The sequence below is a fragment of the Tundrisphaera macrotermitis genome (assembly GCF_051175315.1).
Lineage (GTDB): Bacteria > Planctomycetota > Planctomycetia > Isosphaerales > Isosphaeraceae > Tundrisphaera.
Genome location: NZ_CP195100.1, coordinates 484,850 through 503,757, shown reverse-complemented (window position 1 = coordinate 503,757; position 18,908 = coordinate 484,850). Strand labels below are relative to the sequence as shown.

General features: G+C 64.2%; 22 protein-coding genes. 1 reads left to right on the top strand and 21 read right to left on the bottom strand.

Annotated features, from left to right (window positions below; all coding sequences use genetic code 11):
• Positions 1–6 precede the first annotated feature (6 nt).
• From TA3x_RS02330 to TA3x_RS02230, 21 genes are all read right to left on the bottom strand, one after another.
• Positions 7–1,752, bottom strand: coding sequence for a phage tail protein (locus TA3x_RS02330; RefSeq protein ID WP_435018492.1), 1,746 nt, complete (start codon positions 1,750–1,752; stop codon positions 7–9).
• A gap of 55 nt (positions 1,753–1,807) precedes the next feature.
• On the bottom strand, positions 1,808–2,098 hold the full coding sequence (locus TA3x_RS02325; protein ID WP_435018491.1) for a hypothetical protein: 291 nt from the start codon (positions 2,096–2,098) through the stop codon (positions 1,808–1,810).
• 10 nt (positions 2,099–2,108) lie between these two features.
• The gene (locus TA3x_RS02320) at positions 2,109–4,379 is read right to left on the bottom strand and encodes a hypothetical protein (RefSeq protein WP_435018490.1); all 2,271 of its coding nucleotides are present in this window, start codon (positions 4,377–4,379) and stop codon (positions 2,109–2,111) included.
• Positions 4,380–4,389: 10 nt separating this feature from the next.
• Complete coding sequence (locus TA3x_RS02315) at positions 4,390–5,613, bottom strand: hypothetical protein (protein WP_435018489.1); 1,224 nt, start codon at positions 5,611–5,613, stop codon at positions 4,390–4,392.
• Position 5,614: 1 nt separating this feature from the next.
• On the bottom strand, positions 5,615–5,977 hold the full coding sequence (locus TA3x_RS02310; RefSeq protein WP_435018488.1) for a hypothetical protein: 363 nt from the start codon (positions 5,975–5,977) through the stop codon (positions 5,615–5,617).
• Positions 5,977–6,654 (bottom strand): head-tail connector protein, encoded by a 678-nt coding sequence (locus tag TA3x_RS02305; protein ID WP_435018487.1) that lies wholly within the window; start codon positions 6,652–6,654, stop codon positions 5,977–5,979. The genes TA3x_RS02310 and TA3x_RS02305 overlap by 1 nt, the downstream gene beginning before the upstream one ends.
• Positions 6,654–7,094, bottom strand: a complete 441-nt coding sequence (locus TA3x_RS02300) for a hypothetical protein (RefSeq protein ID WP_435018486.1) — start codon at positions 7,092–7,094, stop codon at positions 6,654–6,656. The genes TA3x_RS02305 and TA3x_RS02300 overlap by 1 nt, the downstream gene beginning before the upstream one ends.
• 51 nt (positions 7,095–7,145) lie before the next feature.
• A complete protein-coding gene (locus TA3x_RS02295; RefSeq protein ID WP_435018485.1) occupies positions 7,146–7,598 on the bottom strand; it encodes a hypothetical protein in 453 nt (150 codons plus the stop codon).
• A gap of 62 nt (positions 7,599–7,660) precedes the next feature.
• Entirely contained in the window at positions 7,661–9,001 is a 1,341-nt protein-coding gene (locus tag TA3x_RS02290; RefSeq protein WP_435018484.1) for a phage major capsid protein, read from the bottom strand.
• Between the two features lie 8 nt (positions 9,002–9,009).
• Positions 9,010–9,633, bottom strand: coding sequence for an HK97 family phage prohead protease (locus TA3x_RS02285; RefSeq protein WP_435018483.1), 624 nt, complete (start codon positions 9,631–9,633; stop codon positions 9,010–9,012).
• A gap of 54 nt (positions 9,634–9,687) precedes the next feature.
• Positions 9,688–10,983, bottom strand: a complete 1,296-nt coding sequence (locus TA3x_RS02280) for a phage portal protein (protein ID WP_435018482.1) — start codon at positions 10,981–10,983, stop codon at positions 9,688–9,690.
• Positions 10,983–12,392, bottom strand: coding sequence for a phage terminase large subunit (terL, locus tag TA3x_RS02275; protein ID WP_435018481.1), 1,410 nt, complete (start codon positions 12,390–12,392; stop codon positions 10,983–10,985). The genes TA3x_RS02280 and terL overlap by 1 nt, the downstream gene beginning before the upstream one ends.
• Complete coding sequence (locus tag TA3x_RS02270) at positions 12,361–12,669, bottom strand: hypothetical protein (protein WP_435018480.1); 309 nt, start codon at positions 12,667–12,669, stop codon at positions 12,361–12,363. Before TA3x_RS02270 ends, terL begins: the two co-directional genes overlap by 32 nt.
• 20 nt (positions 12,670–12,689) lie before the next feature.
• Positions 12,690–13,301, bottom strand: coding sequence for an LEM-3-like GIY-YIG domain-containing protein (locus tag TA3x_RS02265; protein ID WP_435018479.1), 612 nt, complete (start codon positions 13,299–13,301; stop codon positions 12,690–12,692).
• A gap of 107 nt (positions 13,302–13,408) precedes the next feature.
• The gene (locus TA3x_RS02260; RefSeq protein WP_435018478.1) at positions 13,409–13,930 is read right to left on the bottom strand and encodes a hypothetical protein; all 522 of its coding nucleotides are present in this window, start codon (positions 13,928–13,930) and stop codon (positions 13,409–13,411) included.
• A gap of 137 nt (positions 13,931–14,067) precedes the next feature.
• Entirely contained in the window at positions 14,068–14,241 is a 174-nt protein-coding gene (locus TA3x_RS02255; RefSeq protein ID WP_435018477.1) for a hypothetical protein, read from the bottom strand.
• Between the two features lie 5 nt (positions 14,242–14,246).
• Positions 14,247–14,399 carry a hypothetical protein gene (locus TA3x_RS02250; protein ID WP_435018476.1) on the bottom strand — a complete coding sequence of 51 codons (153 nt, stop codon included), beginning with the start codon at positions 14,397–14,399 and terminating at the stop codon, positions 14,247–14,249.
• 178 nt (positions 14,400–14,577) lie between these two features.
• Complete coding sequence (locus TA3x_RS02245; protein WP_435018475.1) at positions 14,578–14,994, bottom strand: hypothetical protein; 417 nt, start codon at positions 14,992–14,994, stop codon at positions 14,578–14,580.
• Between the two features lie 576 nt (positions 14,995–15,570).
• Complete coding sequence (locus TA3x_RS02240) at positions 15,571–17,856, bottom strand: bifunctional DNA primase/polymerase (protein ID WP_435018474.1); 2,286 nt, start codon at positions 17,854–17,856, stop codon at positions 15,571–15,573.
• Positions 17,837–18,052, bottom strand: a complete 216-nt coding sequence (locus TA3x_RS02235) for a DUF6511 domain-containing protein (RefSeq protein WP_435018473.1) — start codon at positions 18,050–18,052, stop codon at positions 17,837–17,839. Before TA3x_RS02235 ends, TA3x_RS02240 begins: the two co-directional genes overlap by 20 nt.
• Positions 18,049–18,264 carry a helix-turn-helix domain-containing protein gene (locus TA3x_RS02230; protein ID WP_435018472.1) on the bottom strand — a complete coding sequence of 72 codons (216 nt, stop codon included), beginning with the start codon at positions 18,262–18,264 and terminating at the stop codon, positions 18,049–18,051. Before TA3x_RS02230 ends, TA3x_RS02235 begins: the two co-directional genes overlap by 4 nt.
• Before the next feature lie 167 nt (positions 18,265–18,431).
• Between TA3x_RS02230 and TA3x_RS02225 the strand changes: the two genes are divergently transcribed.
• On the top strand, positions 18,432–18,905 hold the full coding sequence (locus TA3x_RS02225) for a hypothetical protein (protein ID WP_435018471.1): 474 nt from the start codon (positions 18,432–18,434) through the stop codon (positions 18,903–18,905).
• Positions 18,906–18,908: the final 3 nt, after the last annotated feature.

The window sequence follows — 18,908 nt, the reverse complement described above, 5'->3', positions numbered from 1 at the left end:
ATGGGTTTAAGCGGCGGGCTGGGCGTTGGAGCGGGTGATCTGCACGCTCTGTCCACTTTCCAAGTTGCAGATGAAATACTCGATGATTGACAGATACCGCACCTTCACGTCCGCCTGCATGTAGCCCAGCGCCACCCGGTTGGGCGGGTTGTTCGACTTGTCCAGGATCACCTGCCAGTCCTCGATCATCCCCTGCTCGTACATCGCTTGAAGGAAGTTGTCGATCGTGGCCTTGGCGCGCTGGCGGGTGGTGTCGCTCTGGAGCTGGCCGATGTAAATCCCCATGCCCGCGTTGAGCGTCGAGGCGATGTAGTTGGTCATCCGCGTATAGTTGTCGCCGTGGATCACCGCGTTGCTGGAGCTGTTGCGGCCGAATCGGGCGGCGAAGTAGCTGCCGCCGGGCGCCGGGTTGGTGATCAGGTCGGCGCGGGCCAGGGCCAGCGCCTGCAGCTCGGCACCGCTGTATTTCTGGTTGGCGAACGTCTTCTGGGTGGCGACGATCCCGTTCAGCGGCTTGTTCAGGCTGGACTGCTCGGGCGATAAAGCCGCGAGCTTGCCCGCCTCGAAGCCCTGGGGCGAGATCAGCCGCGTCACGCCGTTCACGTTGTCGTTGATGTAGACCCAGTCGCCGAACATCACCTTGGCGGAATAGCCGTCGATCCCGGCGGAGGCGATGGTGGCGGCGAAATTGGAGATCGTGTCGCCGGCCGGGCTGGTGGCGATCATGTAGATGCCCTCGGAGAGCCCGAACGCCTGCTGGAGCGTCCACTGCGTCGAATCGTCCGCGTCGGCGAGCATGGCGACGCTGGCGCCGGTCGCGCGCAACGCATACATGCCCTTGCGGGGGATGATGTCCTGGCCGACGAGCGTGGCCGAGGTGATGGTGGTCGCGCCGTCCGTACCGCCCGAGAAGGCGATGGTGGAGGGTGCCGGTGCGCCCGTGGCCGCGCCCGCCGAGGCGGTGACGATCTCCGACTTGCCCCGAAGCGTGTTCGCGCCCAGGTTCACGGCGGCGGCGATGGCCTGGTAGAGCGCGTTGCCGGAGCCGGTGATGTTGTCGTAGACCTCTGGCAGCAGTCCGGGCAGCGACACGGTCAGCTTGTAGCTGTTGGCCGCCGAGCCTACGTTTAAGGTTGCGACCAGCGCATTGCCGGTGGTTCCGGTGTATTTCGCGTTGAGCGTGAGGCCGGTGGGGAAGGTGAGGTTGAACGTCGCCCCCGTGCCCGAGCCGCTGGTGCTGGATTGCGGCACCGGGTTGGCCGGAGGGGTGCCGTAGGAGCCGGGGGTGGTCACCGTCACGCCCGTCACCGCACCGGAAGACACCGTGGCGACGGTCAGCACCGCGCCGCCCGCGAGATTGATCTGGTTGCCGACCGAGTAGCCGGAGCCGCCCGCCGCCACCGTGGCGCTCCCCACGCCGCCCTGCGCCAGATTGCCCGACGCGGCCGTGTCGGTGCCGTCGGTCACGCGCACCAGCTTGAAGGCATTCGCCCCCTGGAGTGCCGCAGCCGCCACGGCGGTCATGAGGTCGTATTTGCGCACCTGCGGCCTGCCGAAGAGCTGGGTGCCATCCGTCACGCCCGAGGCGTCGGTCGGGCTGTTGACCGGCCCCCAGGTGCCCGTGCCGACGATACCGAGCACGTTGGTGGGCACGCCGTTGAGCAGGTAGTTGGAGGGCGGGACGATCTGGACGAGCAGATCGGGCACGAGCTGGGCGGTGGTGTTGATGGCCCCCTGCTGGACGATGGTCATGTGGCGTTACTCCTGGTGGGTGGATGGGGTGGGCGATGGGGCGGGATAGATCATCTCAACGAGGTATTGCCACCGTGGTGGATTGTTCGTCATCGAGCAGGAATTTCTCGCCATCGAAGCCGATCCGCAGTTCCGTTGCATCCGCGGGAATCTCGATGACTTCGACGTGCCAGTTGGGGTCGCCGATATCCATGACGGTCTGCTTGCCGGTCATTCCCGTCGCCTTCAGGCCGGGGTAATCGCCGGAGAGGGTGCGGATGATGTCCTTGTAGCCTTTGCCCGAAACATGGGTGACCCCGAAATTGCCGATGGCCTTGTGATGTACGACGGTGATGTGTTTCGTCATGATGCTCTCCTCAAACTCCTGTGATATTCGCCTGGATATAAGCCAGGACGATGGCGGCGGCCGCGGCGTGCAGTGCCGGTTTCGGGTGGATGCCGTCATTGGTTGCGTAGTTGGCGGTGCCGTTGGTAACCCACTTTCCGGGATTGAGCGGGTCTTCGAACGCAGGACGCACGTCGATGAATCCGTCAAGCAAAACCACGCCATTGGTAGGATCGAGGTTGCCGGTAACCGGGTCAATTTTCTGGCCGGCAATGGATGCGACCCAGGTGTTGTAGAGCTGGCGTGCGTTGCCCGCTCCGTATGGGATGGTCTGCCCGGCGGGGTCAACATAGCTATTGCTGCTGGATGTTATCTCGGTCAGCGAGCATTTGTGGATGCGCGGGGGTTTGCCGTATGGCCCGCTGATGCGCTTCCACCTGCCCCAAAGTTCAAGGCTCCATGTTTTGAGGCTGGTGATGCTCGCGCCATTGGCGTAATCGTTGACGCCCATCTCGTCGATGATGTCCGTTGCGTATTGCACCAGCGCCACCTTCTCCGGCCCGGTCGTTTGCAGGCTGAAGGAATACCTGTCGGAACCCACCGTCTCCTTGGCGTAATAGTAGCCAGCCGAGGATATGGCGCGGGCAATATATGCGATGTCGCCGGTCGCGTTATATGTGTCTGCTGTTTCGGTGGCGATGCTATCCCCGAAGATGAGGAAGGCCGGGACTGCGGACGATGGGATGCCCAGCATGAGGAGCTTTGGCGGTATCACGTTGATGCCGGGGGTCGACCCGAGTCCTAGCGCTCCCGTGGCCAATACCTGAGAAGCCGAGTTGGCCGATACCACGGCATTGTCGGTGCTGGCCTGAGTATTAGCGTCCGTGGGCAGGTTGCTGGCGGAACTGGCCACCGTGAATCCCGCCCGCAGGAATGCCGCATTAGCGCCAGAGGCAACATTGGCGGAGGTTGCCGGGGGCAACTCGAACACATGGGGGTCGCTGAGCATCAGCGGGATGCCGGAAGGCACGTTCCCGATGCGGCTGCTGCCGAAGTAGAAGGATTTGACGATGGAGGGGCTCACCAATTCGAGCGCCGCTTCCGCCGTCATGTCGGCGGCCAAGGCCGCCGGGGCTGCTGCCGGGATCATGGTGTAGCCGAAAACGCCAACCCTGAGCGATGCGATGCTCACCGATGGGTTGTTATTAAATATCTTCATCCGGGATTCGATGCGGGTGTCGCTCCTGCCTCCGGTTGTTCCGGTGCGCGCAGAGTTGGGGATGCCGCCCTTGGTGCCGACGATCTGGAGTCGTTTCGGGCGATTCACCGTGTTGATGGTGGTGGAGGTCACCGCCAGATTGTCGCCCGCCGTCAGCTCGGCCACGGCGGATGTGCCGTTCCCCGCGATGATCTTGCCCGAGCCGAGCGTTGCCTTCCCCGTGCCGCCCTTCGTCACCGGCAGCGTACCCGTGATATCCGCCACGGTTAACGTCACGTTGCCGGTTCGTCCGGCCACGGAGGTCACCTCGGAGCCGGGGCCATCCACCTTGCCCCATGCGGTGCCGTCGTACAGGGCGTAATCGCCCGCATCCCATTGGGAGATGCCGTCCAGGGCGGTCGTCCCGGCCACGCTGACTTTATACATGGTATTGGCCGTGCCTGCGCCGGACGAAAGGGCGGGCGTGTTGGAATTGGCGTTCCAGAGCCCCGCGTAGTGGAGGCCGTCGAGGAGCGAAGAGGGGATTTGCGAATTGGGGATCTTGCCGCTGCCATCCAACGTCGCAACGCCGTTCGCGGAACCGGCTGCAAGGGCGGCGGCGGTGCCAAGCGTGGGTTTGCCCGACAGGTCGGCATACTGCCCGGAGTTTGCCACGGTGGCCAGCACCGGCTTCCCGGACAGGTCGGCATAAGCGCCGGTCGTCGCAACTGCCGCGAGCGTCGGCTTATTGTTCAAATCGTTATAAGAGCCGCTGATGGACACCGCCGCGGGCGTCTGCCCGTTGATCTTCGTCACCGTCACGGAAACCGATCCCGTGCCGCTGCCGCTCACATCCCCCGTCAAGGCCGTGATCCCGCCGCCCCCTCCGCCGGTTCCGCTTGCCGCCGCGGTGACCTGCCCCTTGTCGTTGACCGTGATATTCGCGTTGGTGTAGCTGCCTGGGGTCACGCCCGAGTCCGGCGCCAGGGTCGCGATCTGCGCCGTCGTGCTGGCCACGGTCACGCCGTCCTTCACCATCGGCACGAGCTCGGCGCCCGTCAGCGAGTTGGTCACGGTCAGCGAGGAGATCTTGGTATCGGCCATCTTCGAACCTTCAAAGTGATAGTTGAGAACTGTCTTCGGCGAGCAGGCGTCCGCCCATCTCCGTGCGGATCGCGAACAGCGGCACGGCCGGGATCGCCGGGAAGTAGCCGTCGAGCGCGAGCGCCATCCCGGCCTCGGTGAGGAGGCTGCCGCCGGATTCGAGCGTGATCCTGCCGGTTGCGCCCGGGATAGAGCCGAGCAGCAGGCGAGCGCCGCTCTCCAGGAGCAGGAAGCTGCCCAGCTCCAGTTGGAGGCTGGCATCGTGCGGGATGGCCGGATCAAGCAGGAGCCGCCCGCCATTCTCCAGCAGCATATAGGCGCCGGATTCGAGCCGGATGCTGGCCGCGCGGAGGGCGTCGAACAGGAGCAAATCCCCCGATTCGGTGAGCAGCGAGCCGTCGTCCTCGATCGCCACGGTGTCTTGCGGCACGGCACCGGCCGCGTCGCGCATGCGGAGCAGGGGGGCCACGATCTGCGCGGCGTCCTGCGCCTGGGTGGTGGCGTATTCCACCGAGTAGAACAGGTCGCGGCGGTAGAGCCCCTCGGCCTGCGAGCCGTCCATGACGTGGCTGCGCTCGTAGAGCAGCCGCCCGGACGAGCCGTCGGGCAGGAGCAGGTAGTCGATGTCCGCCAGGCCGATGTCGATGGCCTCGGCCGCCTCGTCGCGCGCGGCGGGCGTGGCGCACCAGCAGGTGACCTGGAAGGTGCGTTTCTGCCTGCGGATCTCGCGGATGATCTTGCCGACCCCGCCGATGCGGGCGTCGATTTTGTGCGCGCCGGCAATTGTGATGCTTGGCCCGGCGCTGGTGGCGTTCAGGTCCGGGTCAATGAGCGAGGCCAGGCCGGTGGCGATGTTGCTTAAGCTGTCGCCCGGCTGGACCGCATAGATGTAGTCGATGCCGTTGACCCGCGCCGCCGCGTTGAGCGGGCTGGCCGGGGTGCCGGCGAAGGTGATGCCGTTTTCGGTGGCCGTGGCCGCCAGCGTGATCTCCGGGACGCTCAGCTGCTGCCATTCCCGCGCGTACCGGGTGGTGCGCTTCTCGGCTGCCTGCGGATAGACCGAGACGGTGACCTTGCCGGCCTTCAAATCCTTGTCGAGCTGGGCCGGGATCGGCCAGCCCCTGTGGACCTTGACGGGCACGCCCGCGACCGATGGGCTGGCCGTGCCTTCGGGATAGGCGATCTGCGTGACGAGCGAGACCAGGGCCGATTCGACGTGATGTAAATCGGCCACGTTACGTCTCCAGTATTTGCACCCTGCAGGTGGTGACCAGCGGCCCCCAGTAGGGCGAGATCACCTGGTAGCGTTGCCCCAGGTCGTCGACGATGATGTCGCGCGTCCGGACCAGGCCGCGGTCGGCCTTGAAGATGATCTTCCAGATGCTCTGGCCCGCGGCGTCGGCCGGGAGCTTGGCCTCGGGCGTGCCGCCCTGGCGATCGGACTGGATGCGCGCCGGGATGTTCGATGCGATGACATCTTCCTTGGACTCCAGCAGGCCGCTGTAGACCTGCTCGCCAGGGGAGTCGTCGTCCTGCTGGCGGCGGATCGTGATCGTCCGGGGGAACAGGAAGGGCAGGCTCGGGATCGACGCGGACATCAGAGCCGGATGATGCGGTAGGGGGCGAGGAGCGAGGCAACCGTGGTGCTCACGTCTCCCCCGCCCTCGAAATATTCGATGGTGCCGTCGCCGGCCTTATACATCTTCACCTTGCCGCCCGAGTCCGAATCGAACATGCCGCGGGCCTGGATCTTGATCGCCATGCGGATGGGTGCGGGCACGTCCTGGGGCATGTCGCCGTAGCCCGCGACGTACACGATCTCGGCGGGGGAATGGATGCGCAAAGGAGACGGCCAGTAATACCCGGCGTTCAGCGCGATGCGGTTGCCGAACAGGCCGTAATTGGCGGGCGGGTAGATCGTCCCGACATTCGAGCCGTCGAAGGTGGTGATCGAGGTGACCGACTGCACCGGCTCGGTGGGGAGCGCGAGGCAATCGGGGAATGCCCCGTCGAAATAATCGACCGGGAGCTGGAAATGGCCGGGGAACCACGGGGCCCTGCCGGCTGAGCAGCCGAGCAGGGTCATGCGGATCGTTTGCGTGATGAACGCCCGGCCGGTGTAGAGCTCCGCCGCCGCGCGGGCCGTCGCGATGAGATCGGCGATGGCGGAGTCGGCGACGACGTCGACGATCTTCGCGTACGCCCGCATCTCCGCCACCGAGACCGGCTCGATGGCCGGGGGGATGATGACGGTCTGCGCGTGGCGGAGGGGCATTACTTCTTGTTCTTGGGCTTGGTCGCGTTCTGCGTGGTGAGCGGCTCGGCTTCGGACTTGGGCAGATCGACGTCATTGCCCGCGCCCGCCTCATCCACGGCCTGCTTCAGTTCGGAGCGGGACATCGTGGTGTCGGTGTCGAGGCCGTAATGGTCACGCGCCACGCTGTTCAGCTCCTCGATGTGCTGGGTGGAGGTGGGCACGCCCGCCTCGCCTTCCTTGGACTCCGCCGGGCCGGAGATTTTGGTCTCGCGGGAGTCGGCGGGGTTGGCCTTGGAGCCGGGCGCGACCTCGGTGATCGCCGCCTGGTGGTAGAACTGCTCGGCCAGGGATTCGTCCAGCTCGGCGATGTCGTCCTTCTGGAATTTCGTCGGGTAGACGTCACCCTCGCGCACACCCTGGGCGGGCTTCAGGAATTTGTAAGTCTTCTTGGTGGTCATGGTGATCCTCGTGTGTTGGGCGAAGGGCGGCCGGAGCCGCCCCTCCCGTGGTTATGCGGCGGGGCCGACGCGCAGGCGGCCGAGCAGGGCGATGATGGTTGTCGGCGTCCCGGTGGACTGGGTGCCGGTGCGGCGGTCGATCACGCGGATCCACCGCTTCGAGCCCTTGTAGCCCACCTTGTAGCCGAGGCTGGCCTTGCCGTTGGCGTCCACCACCTTGGCGGTGCCGACGTTGGTGCCCGCCTCGGAATAGGTGAGGTCGGCGTTGGCCACGGCGGTCCAGACGGGCGAGCCGGTCGGGTCGTCGTTGGTCTCCTGCACCTCGAATTCCGCCTTCACGGAGCCGGAAAACGTGTCGCCCGGCGCACCGGCGACGAAGACGAGCGCCACGTCGTCGGCATGGCGCAAATCGAGCGCGGCGGAGGTCGCGGTCGCCGTCCGGTTGGCGGGCAGCAGCAGCGGCTTGATCTCGGTGTTGAAGGCGAGGGAAGAGCGATTGGGCATGGGGAACTCCTTGGTATAGGGGAAGGGGCGGCGGGCGAGCCGCCCCCTCATGATGGGTTGGACTACGCGGCGACCTTCAGCAGCTTGATGGCCTCGCTGTTGATCACCTCGCCGCCGACGCGCTTGGTCGTGTAGAACTTCACGAACGGCTTGTCGGTGTACGGATCGCGCAGCACGCGGATACCCATGCGGTCGACGATCAGGTAACCGCGGCGGAAGTCGCCATACGCGGCGACGAGCGCATTCGCGGCCATCTCGGGCATGTCGCTGGCGAACAGGGCCTTCTTGCCGTTGATCCGCTCGCGCAGGTAGCCGTTGGCCGGGTCCACCACGCTGGTGTAGATCGGATGCCCGTCGCTGCCGGCGGTGGCGAGCAGGGCGCCCATGGCGGTGCGGTTCAGGATGAACGAGGCGTTCGCCTGGTAGGGGTCCTTGAGCGAGAACTGGAGCGCGATCAGCGACTGCCAGTTGAAGTTCGAGGCGTTGCCGCTGTTGATCTGCTGGATCTGTCGCTGCGACGGGTCGGTGCCGGCGTTGTAGGTCAGGAAGCCCCGCGGCTTGCCGTTGCCGTCGCCCACCATGAACGCAGTGTTCTCCTTGCGGGTGAAGATGTCGGCCACCTTGCCCGAGAGCCAGGATTCCACGTCGATCTTGGCGTCGTCGAGGAACTTCTGCGTCACCTTCGGCTGGGCGTAGATCTCGTGCGTCGGGATGGTCAGCACGCCCAGGCGGGGGGTGCCGGTCTCGGGGCGTGGCGCGGTCTCGGCCACCCATCCGGCGTCGGCCTGGTCATTGTCGAGCACCCATTCGATCGCGTCGGTGCCGATGGTGATGGTGCGGGCCACCTGGCGGAGCGGCGAGGTCTCGTACTCGAAGGTCTTGATGATCCCGCCATACTCGGGGTCGACGAGGTAGCCGCCGTCCGGGTCGCTGTTGACCGACATCGCCTTGCGCTCGGCCTCGTCGGGGATCTCCTTCTTCAGGAACTGGTCGAAGTAGACCTGTTCGTTGCCGAAGTCGCGGCGTGCGAACGCGTTGAACAGCTTGTTGCGGGTCTGGGCCACCTCGCGGGTCTTTTCCTGGAAGCTCGGCGCCGCTGCGAGGGGGCGGTTGAATGCGGCTTCGAGGAGCCCCATCTTTTCCTCCATCGCCTTGCGCTCGACTTCGAGGATCTTGTCCGCAGCGTCGCGGGCCTTGACGGCCTCCTCGGCCTCGCGTGCCTTGGCTTCCGCCTTCAGGCTCGCCTCGACGCCCTTGGTGATCTCGGCCGCCATCTTCTCGAAGCGGCCCTTTGTCTCGGCATCTAGGTCTCCGGCCTGCTTCTTGATCCCCAGCAGCTCGGTCTTGACCCCCTCGAACGCGTTCAACGCCTCGCCGATGGCCGTTTTTGTCTCCAAATCCATAAAAATACCTATAATTTAAATTGGTTCATCAGGTTGATTAACTCAAGGTCCTGCCCCTCGCCGTCCCGGCGACCCGCGATCTCCTTGTAACCACCGGCGACGAAGGCCTTGGCCTCGCGCCAGCTCAGACCTCCGTCCCGGAGGTATTCCTCGATCTCCCGCTCGGTCTTGAGCGTGCCGTCGGCCGACTTGACGCGGGTGATATTCGCCTTCTCGTTGGCCGGGAACGTGACCAGCGAGACCTCGTACAGCTCGACCTCGAGCAGCTTGCGCACGCCCTTCTTCTCGTCGATCTCGTAGCGCTTGGTGGTGAAGCCGATGGACAGACCGGTCACCGCCCCCGCCTTGGCGGCCTTGTAGGCGTCGATGCCGAGCGTGGTGTCGAGCATCGGGCCTTTCAGGAACAGGCCCTTGCCTCGCTCCTCGACCAGGTCCCACACGCCGACCGGCATGTCGGAGCGGTGCTGCCAGAGCATGGCGGGCTTGCGGTACTTGATCGAGCGGGCGAACGCGCCCGGCATGACGATGTCGCCGTAGCTGTCCTCGTTGTCGAAGATCGAGCCGTAGCCTTCGACGGTGCGGGCATCGTCCTCGGCCTTCAGGCCCTCGATGAAGAATTCCTTGCGTTCCATGTCAGCATCCTTGCCGTGGGTAATAAAAAACCCCGCACGGTGGCGGGGTGTTGTTCAATCTGCGTCCTCGGGCGGCTCATCCGGCTCCTTGGGCTTTTCCTTCCCCGCCCGCTCCAGCGGCACCGTCTTCGTTGGCACGAGGATGGTGCCCCCGGGCGAGCCGGTCGGCACGTAGTCGTCGTAGCCCATCGCGGCACGCTTCTCGTCGATGGTCAGGTAGGTCGCCGCGTTGATCCGCTCGCTCTTATCCTTGCGCAGCGGCTCCAGGGCCGGGATCATCTCCTCGTCGTACCAGAGGTAGAGCCCCTCTCCGTAGAGCGGGGTCAGCCAGCGGTTCAGGCCGCCGATGATCAGCTGCAAAAGCGGCAGCACGGTGTCGGTGTAAAGCGCGAGCCTTGCCTCGGCCATGTTCGAGTAGGTGGCGTCGCCCGGTATGCCGAGCAGCATCGGCGGCACGCCGAACGCCAGCGCGATCTCACGGGCGGCGGAGTGCTTGCCTTCGAGGAAATCCACGTCCTTGGGGGACATGCTCATCTCCTGCCATTCCATCCCGCCTTCGAGGAGAAGGGGACGTCCGGCGTTGCCGGAGCCAGAGAACTGCTCGTCGACCTGCCGCTTGGTGCGGGCGAACTGCTCCTCGGTGAGCGAGACCGGCTTGCCGTCGCCGCCCTTCATGAGCAACGCGCCGGATGGCCTTGCGCCCTGCTTGAGCAGGCTGTAATTCCAGACGTTGCCCGCGTTGTGCAGGTCGATCGAGAGTGCGGCCGCGTCCATCGGCGCCATGCCGTACCACGGCGAGAGCGGGTTGAACGTCTTGACCTGGAGGATCTCGGAGCGGGCGGTGAGCTGGTCCACCGGGTAGACCAGCCTTGTGTTCGCGTTGGGCTTGTAGACGTATTCCTTGGGGATGCCCATGTAGGGGCCCGCCTCGACCTCGACGTGGCCGGGGCTGAGCAGGTAGAGGCTTTTCGGCCTGGACTTCAGGCCCGCGGCCCCGTGGATGTAGGCGTTGCCCGACAGGGCGAAATAGCTGGCCAGGTGGCCGAGGAACTCGCGCCCCGACTGGAGCGGGTTCGGCCGGTCCAGCAGCGTGAGCAGCTCCGACTCCTCGACCCGTTCGGTCTTGCCGTTCTTCTTGCGGAACAGGTGCAGCTCGACGGAAGCGGCGGAGCTGGCGATCTTGTTGGCGCAGGCGAAAGCGACCGAGTTCTCGCCGTATCCCTCCTTGGCCAGGCGGCCGTAGGAGGCGGCGGCGGGCGTGAGGAGGCGGCTCCCGAAATACCAGCCGCCCATGGAGAGGGCCTTCTCCTCGGGCGGGTTCTGGGTCTTGGTGCGGAACGGCCAGGCCATCAGAGGCTGCGGATGCGAAATTCGGCGGGCTTGCCCTTGGACCATTCCAGGAACTGGCTCAGGGAATCCACCTGGTCGTCATGCACGCTGTTCGGAAAAGTCATCAGTTCCATCTCGAAATCGGTTAGCCAGGCGGCCTGTTCGGGCACGAAGACCTTGCCGGCCTCCACCAGCGCGCTCACGGCGCTCGCCCGCGTCTCCTTGTCGCCCCTCGGCAGGATGGCGATGACGGGCAGTTGCGTGTCCCTCCGCAAGTCCTGGATCAGGCTCTGGCCCGATGCCTTGTCCTCGATCAGGACCGCGTCGGCCTGCCACTCGGCGGCGTGGAGGATCAGCTTGTTCTTCAGCTCGGGGTATTCCAGCCGCTTGACCATGACGTGGAGCAGGTCGAAGCCGTCCGGCTTCTCGCCCCAGGTGGTGCAGCAGCTCGGGTCGTTGAGCTGGCCGGGCTTGTAGGCCGTGTCCCAGCTCTGGACGATCCGGAGGTATTTCTCCTGCGGCTCGCGGAAGCGGCGGAGCCAGGCGGATTTGAAGATGCCGCCCTCGGCGGGTGCGGGGCGTTGCTGATACTGGCCGGCGAATCCGTAGGAACCGAGCGCGATCTTCTGGCGGGCGAGCACCTCCAGGTCTTCGCGGCCGGGGTGCAACGCCTCTCCCTCCTTACGGGTCACGCTGACGCGCCCGAAGGTGATCGTCTCGTTCTTCTCGGCGATGGCGGGCAGGCACAGATGCTCCCAGCCGCCCTTCTCGAGCAGGTGCCCGGTCAGGTCGTTGGTATGGAGCCGTTGCATCACCAGGACGATGACGCCGTTCTTCTTGTCGTTGAGGCGGGTGGAAAACCCCTGGTCGAACCAGACGTTCGCGGCCTCGCGTTGCGTGTCGGAAATCGCCGCCGTCGCTGAGAGCGGATCGTCCACGATCAGGAAGTCGCCACCCTCCCCGATGGGGGAGCCGTCCACCGAGCTGGTGAGGCGCATTCCCCGCCGGGTGGTGATGAATTTTTCCTTTGTGTCTGTATCCCCGGAGATTTGGGTGCCGGGAAATATCCGCCGGTACCATTCCGAGCCCATGATCAGCCGGGTGTCGACGGACAGCTTGAGAGAGAGCTTGTAGGCGAACGACGCCGCGATGATGCGTTCCGCCGGATTCAGCCCGAGGAGCCATGCGGGCCACGCCACCGTGACGCTGATGCTCTTCATGTTCCGCGGCGGGATGTTGATGATCAGCCGCTTGATCTCGCGCCTGGTGCAGGCTTCGAGATACTCCGCAATCAAGTCGATGTGCCAGTTGTGGCTGTAGGGCGTGCTCGGGTCGACCGTGGAGAAGGCCTTGCGCGTGAAGGCCGCGAGCCGTGTCCTCAGGAGGGCGTCGAACGCCTCAGTCTTGGTCGGCCTCGTCATGCAGGCCATGGAGATATTGGTTCAGCAGGCTCTCGTCGTCTTCGCTGATCACGGCCGTCGGGGCGGGTGGCGTGACCAGAGCCGTGGGCATCTTGCTGTGGAAGTAGGGTGAGGCGGACTTCGCCATCTCATCCCGTCGGCTGTCGTCGGCGGTGGGATCTCGCATCACGCGGAGCATGTAGTCGAGCGGCATCTCGCCGCCCTGCTTGGCCCCCTCGATGATCTTGGCGCGGCTCTTGTTGATGCTGCCCTTGCGTCTGCCGCCCGTCTTCGTCCCTTTTGCCATATGATCTATTTTTATCTAATTTAGATACCTCGCGCTCCGAGAGCGTGGGCGAATTGTTGCGATCGTTGGTGCCATTCACCCGATGCGATAGCGCGGTAGCCCTCTACTACGCCGTGGTAGAGCGACTGCTCAAAATCAGTCCTTGGCCTCTCCGCCATCCACCGGTCGAAGCTCTTGATCCGGGTGAGCAAGTGCTTGGCATGCTCTATACACCGCTCCGCTTCCGCCGCCTGTCCGCGAGCCGCGTTGGTGAGTCGATCAATGCCAATCCCGCTAATGAGCAGCCGTTCGGTGGCGAAGGCGGTCATTTCGTCCATCCCTTCCGCGAATCGGTAAGCGATGACCCTTCCGCCGTCACGGACGATCTCACCGATACGATCGCATTTGTCCGTGTTCAAATACCTCGCCATCCGCCATTCACGCTCATGAGCCTTGAATCTTTGGCCCTTACCTTTCCCCACATAGAAGATTTCCCCGTTACGGCTGTCAACGAGCAGGTAAACATAAAACCCGACCTCTGACCCGCAGGAATGCAACTCATAACCGGCGCGAATCGCCGCCTGGTTTGCATTCAGGTCGATGAGGTATTCTTCAACAAATCGCTGCTGTTTAGGTGTGAGTTCGCTGGCCATAAATACAAAAAATCCCGCCTCTCGCGGGTGGTTTCACTCGGATTCGTCGCCCCAATCTGCGGGCGCGCGGAATCCTCTTACGAGAGGCAGAATATCAGATGGAAATTTTACGCGCAAGCTTTTTTTGATGCTTCCAGCGCGGCATCCGCATCCTCGTTGATCCGGTGCATGGCGGCCATCAGCCATTCGACGGCGTCGACGAAGGGCGAGGGGTCGTCCACGAATGCATCCAGGTCCCGGTCCAGGGGCCGCGAGGCGACGACGATGTTGACGTAGCGCAAGACCTGGCTCGCCTTCAGGGCGCGGAGCAGCTTGCAGTACCGGTCCTCCTTGCCCCAGGCGTCGGGATCGCCGCACCCCGCGTCGCTGTAGCGTGCGGCCTCCGCCTTGGCGTAGTGGGCCGAGCGCCAGTCGAGATAGACCTTGCCGTACCATTCCGCCTGGGGCTCGACCTGGCCCTTCGCGAGCATCCAGGACAACAGGCTCGGGTCCTTGCTCGCCGCGTGCGTGATCCTCCGGGCGCAATCGACCCGGATCCACGCGGTGTCGGATTCGTAGAGGCCCGGGGCGGTGGGGCGGGGGAGCTTGTGGCGTTGCAGCCAGGTGTCGGAGACGACGTCCTCGATCATGCGGAGGGCCCGGCTTGCGGGCAGAGGCTGGGGGAGTGCAGGGGAAGAGTGATGGGAGGCATGGCGGCTCATGCGGGAGGGGTTTGCCATGCATAGCACGTTCGCCCCAGGATAGTCAACGCCCGTTTATGGGAAAGTTATCCCGCCCAGGGGCAGTATCGCTGAATCTTCGCGAGCAGATTGTCGACCGGCGTGAGCCAGCCATGGCGAATGACGTGATAGCCGCCGGCTTCCTTCCCGCCCTCCAGCCGGGACACGAAATGCATCCCCTGCAGCTTCCAGATTCGCTTCCTGATCCTGCGCAGCTTCATTGCCGCTACCACATGCACAGATCGGCCTCGAGTTCGCGGTCGTATTCGGCCCGCTCCTCCGGTGTGAGCGAGGCCATGTGCCGCTTATGCTGGCGGTTCAGGTAGGGGAGGCCGAAGGCCGCGAGGATGGCGGCCAGGGTGAGAATGGTGATCAGCATGGGTGTGTCCTTTCGGGTTGGCGTTCTTCCTTGAACCTGCGGCAGCCGGTGCATCCGGGGGTGAGCCGCTGGGATTCTTCGATCGTGGTGTAGCACCACATCGCCTGCTCGCGGAAAGCGGCATCGCGAGGCTCAGGCTCGGCGGTGAGATAGCAGGCGGGGCGGGCGGCGTGTACGTTCATGAGCGGGGCACAGGCGAAACGCCACGGTAAACGACGGGGCGCCTTCCACCCGTCGACATGGTCGCCGGGTCATATTCGAGAGCTTCAATCAATCCCTTGTCGATTAAGCTGTTTAATACCAAATCAAGCTGAGCACGGTTCAGACGGCGGAATCTCCGCAAAAGATCGCTCCGGCAAGCCCCGCCAGGCCGGCGCGATATAAAATCAACCATCTCGTTCGCGTGATTTTGCGTTTCATCTACCGCCATGGTCGAAGCCAAGAACCGGCGGAGTTCGAGGCATTCCGTCAGGCCGGAAGTCTCGCAAGAGAGGTGCTTGATGATCCCGTGCGCGATATCATAAGAAACGTTCCCGAATCGGAAATCCTCGAGCTCATCCACCGTGTTGAAAGGCAAATTCAGGACATCGGACAATTCCCTCCTGCTCAGCCGATTCCGCGAACGGAACCCAAAACATGTCACCGCCGCCTCCGAGTGTATGTCTTGTTGTGTGCCGATTGGCAAATTCCACGTTTTTGTCATTATTACCCCTTTCGCTTGCCGTTCGTCCTTATTGCTATATTCCATTGCATCCAAGAAATCAAGTGAATTAAATCATTATTGGGAAGGTACTTCTGGCCTAGCCCTGGAAAGAACTGGATGGAACTCAATCTAGAAGAATAAGACAATAAATATAATAAATACAATATAATAATATTATAAATAATAGTAATCTAGTTAGTTCCCGCCAGCCTACCAGTCACCCCTGTATAAATTTTCCATAAAAGGATTTTTCAGGATGGGTGTCTGGCTATGGCGATAAGGCCATAAGTCAAAAGCTGATGCACAACCAGTTGGAAAACAACAAAAAATCCCGGGTAGTTCCTTCCAAAGCCGGGTACTTGCTTCCAAAGATATCGCCGGGTCTGGGCCGGGACGAAAATCGCCTGCTCGGGGTCTGGCCAAAGATTGCCGACCGGGAACTACCCACCGGCACCCTCCAAAATCCCGTCAAATCGCCCGGTAGAGGACGGGGGGCCGGTTGGCAGGCTTCATCTCCGGCTCGACGATCTCCACCGCCCCCTGTTCCAGGAGCGCCCCGAGCAGTTCGTCCATATCCCGGCGCTTCAGCTTTCGGAACTGGCGGAGCAGGACGCTCCGGCCGACTCCCTTGCGGCCATGCGATTTGATAAAGCGGAGCATCTCGTGGCCGTTCGCCTCGTGCTCGTTCTCCGCCATGTGCTCCCGCGTCAGCTCCTCCATGTACCGCACCGAACGGCCCACGATCGCCTTGCCGAGGTCGAGGTCCGCCATGCTGATCACCGGCTCTCTCGTGTCGCGCGCCACGGCGAAGATCATCGCCACCTTGATCGCGTTCTCGACGTACCGCCCCCAGAGCGGCTCGCCCCTCTTCGTCTTCTCCAGCTGGGCCACCTGCATCTGGTAGACTTCCTCTTCCACGCCGACGCCCCACTCCACCAGCGTCTGCTTGCCGGTCAGGAGGCAGGAGTTCCCCGCCCCCAGCCCGTCGGCCGCGGTGAGCTCCAGGCGGGCCCAGGCCTCGATCAGGTGCTGCGGGAAGTCGACCGGCGGCACGTTCCGCTTGACGAAGACCTCCACCGTGTTGGGGATGACGATGAACCGGTTCAGGCTGCCGCTCTCCACGGCGCTCTTCTTCAGGGCGGGCACGTAGCTGGACAGCGTGGTCGTGCCGTAGATGCACAGGTTCGGCTCGTTCAGCGTGATCGGCTTCTGCTTGGCGTCGCCGTAGGTGCCGTGGTCGTGGCCGCTGTTGCTGGCGCTGTAGCAGATCATGATCAGCTTGGTCACTTCCCGCAGGTAGGGCGGCGACTTGGGGTCGTTCAGCGCCTGCAGCATCATGCCGAACTCGTCGAGCATCATCAGCTGGCTCGCCCTCCCCTCGAGGTCGCGCGCCAGGCCTGATGCCGAGCGGATATCGTTGGAGCCGAGGAAGGTGCCGAGCCCCGACCGGACGGCCAGCTTGCGGATCATCTTGCGCGAGAAATCCTTCCCCCCGCCGCTGGTATCGACGCCGACGAGGTAGATGTTGGTGCGGGTATCCATGGGCGAGGCGTATCGCCTTCCCATGCAGGCCCCCGCGAAGGCCAGGGCATTGAGCAGGGCCAGCTCCGGCAGCTCGTAGATGGCGTGGCGGGCGATCCAGCGCACCGTGTCGCCGATCATGCCGGGCAAATCCATCGGATCGAAGCCGAACTGTCCGGGATGTTCTGCACCCGGGAGCTCGCCGGTCTCGGGGTCGGCGCCCGCCTCCCCCGCCTTCTCCGCAAGCCACCGGGCCCGCGCCTTCTCCACCAGCGGCATGACGCAAGCGATGTCCGCCGGTTCGCGTTCGGCCCGCTCCATGGCCTGCGGCTTCCAGCCGCGCAAGCGTGCCCGCTCCACCAACGTCCCCATGGTGATGCCGCCCGGCTTGAAGCTCCGCCAGTGGGAGACGCAGCAGCCCGGCTTGTATTGGCGGCCCCGGCTGCTCCAGCCGTCCCACATCGAGAGCGGGAAGCCCCCCGAATGGAGCGCCATGCCGATCTCGATCCACTCCTGGTAGCCCATGCTGGGGTCGAGTGCGTCGAGCATCGCCCGCACCTCGTCCGGCTCCCACTGCGGCACCGCGCCGCTGGTCGCCGAATAGTCCGCCTCCCGCTCCTTCCGGGGCGCCTCCGCCATCAGCATGGCGAGCAGCCAGGACGGGGCGTGCGGGATGCCGAGCTTGTAGGTCTCGCCGTCCACCCGGTATTTCCGGCCCGAATGGTGCGTGGAGGGGGGTGCAACGATGTAGCCGCCGTCCGCCCGCACGTCGATCCCCTCGTACCCGGCCAGCTTCTGCCGGCTCTTGACCGCCGTGACGGGGTGGCGGAAGAGCAGGTGCCGCCCCTTGCCGGTGAGAAACACCATGCCGGGCGGCGGGGGCGAGCCGGGATGCGCGCCGGTGATGCCCTGCCAGCTGGCCTCGCCCTCCTCGCCGTCCAGGTCGATGACCACGATGCCGGATCCCCTGCCGGTGGCGATCCCGACGTTCAGGTCCTCCCTGCAATCGAACTGCCGGGCGATCACCTCCGGGTCCTTGCTCGCGTCCTTGAACCCGTGCGCGGAGAACGGGTGCTTGCCCGGATGGCCGCAGGCTTCGCCCTTGTGGCAGGTACAGTTGCCGGCGGCGGTGATCCCGTGGATCGGGAAGACGGCGAACCCGTACTGGAGGTGCCAGGCGATGAACTTGCCGAATGAGGACTGGTAGAAGCTGCTAGAGCGGGGGTGCGACATCGGGGAGGCCGTCGGTTGCGAGGTGGAACTGGTGCATGGCGTCGGCGTAGCCGCCGACCACGCAGCGGAGGAACTGGAGCCACCGGCCGTCGTCGAGGGCGGCCAGGTCGGAGACGCCGAGGGAGTCGAGATATTCACCGCCCATCCGCCCGCCGGCCAGCAGGGCGATGCGCTCCTTCTCGTCCGGGTCGGTCACTCGGACGGGCTTTCGGGCAGGCCCCTGATGTATTCCGCCACCCGCGAACTGGGGTAGCGGACCGGGCTGTTCTGCACACCCCCTAGCTTGACCCATCCGGGGCCCCGCTTCTCGGTGCGCCACGCCTTCAGCGTGAGCACGTCGACGTTCAATATCTCCGACACCTGCGCGGGCGTCAGCAGCGGCTCGAAGCCGTCGGCGGTGGTTTGCATGATGATTCTCCTCTTTATTCAGAACGGGATGGCCGAACCATAATGCGAATTATTGATGGGAGCAAGTGGGAAATAATGGGTTGACATTGAATTATTATGCATCTAATGTCCGGATCGCAGCAGGAAGCTGCATCACAGAAATGAAATGAATAGAAGGGAGTGCAGCAATGCGAAACAAGCATCGCAAGGCCAACAATGACATCGTCACCCCGCCCCTGCTGGCGAAGCGATCGAAGCGGTCGATCCTCGCGGGATTCGGCAAGGCCCGGTGGATCATCTTCTGCGAGGTCATGATGGCGGAGGGCTATACGCTCACGCTGTATGAGGCGCGGAGGACGGTCTCCAAATACATCACCGTGGGCCGCCCCGGTCATGCGCCGTTCCGGGTGCGGTTCAGCGACCACAAGCCGATCTCCGCCCGCGAGTCGGCGGGTGATTGCGATTTCTTCGTGGGCGTCACCAACCTGGCTACCACGACGACCGGGCAGGCCATCGCCGCGGCGAGGAAGCACTTCGGCAGATCCATTGAGGCACCGGCGGGAATCTACCACGCCCGCCTTGAATCGACGCGGCCCATCGGCAGTCCGGGCGGCGAAAACGTACTGGCCGAGTTCTCAATCAAAGCAACCAAGCAGGAGTAATCA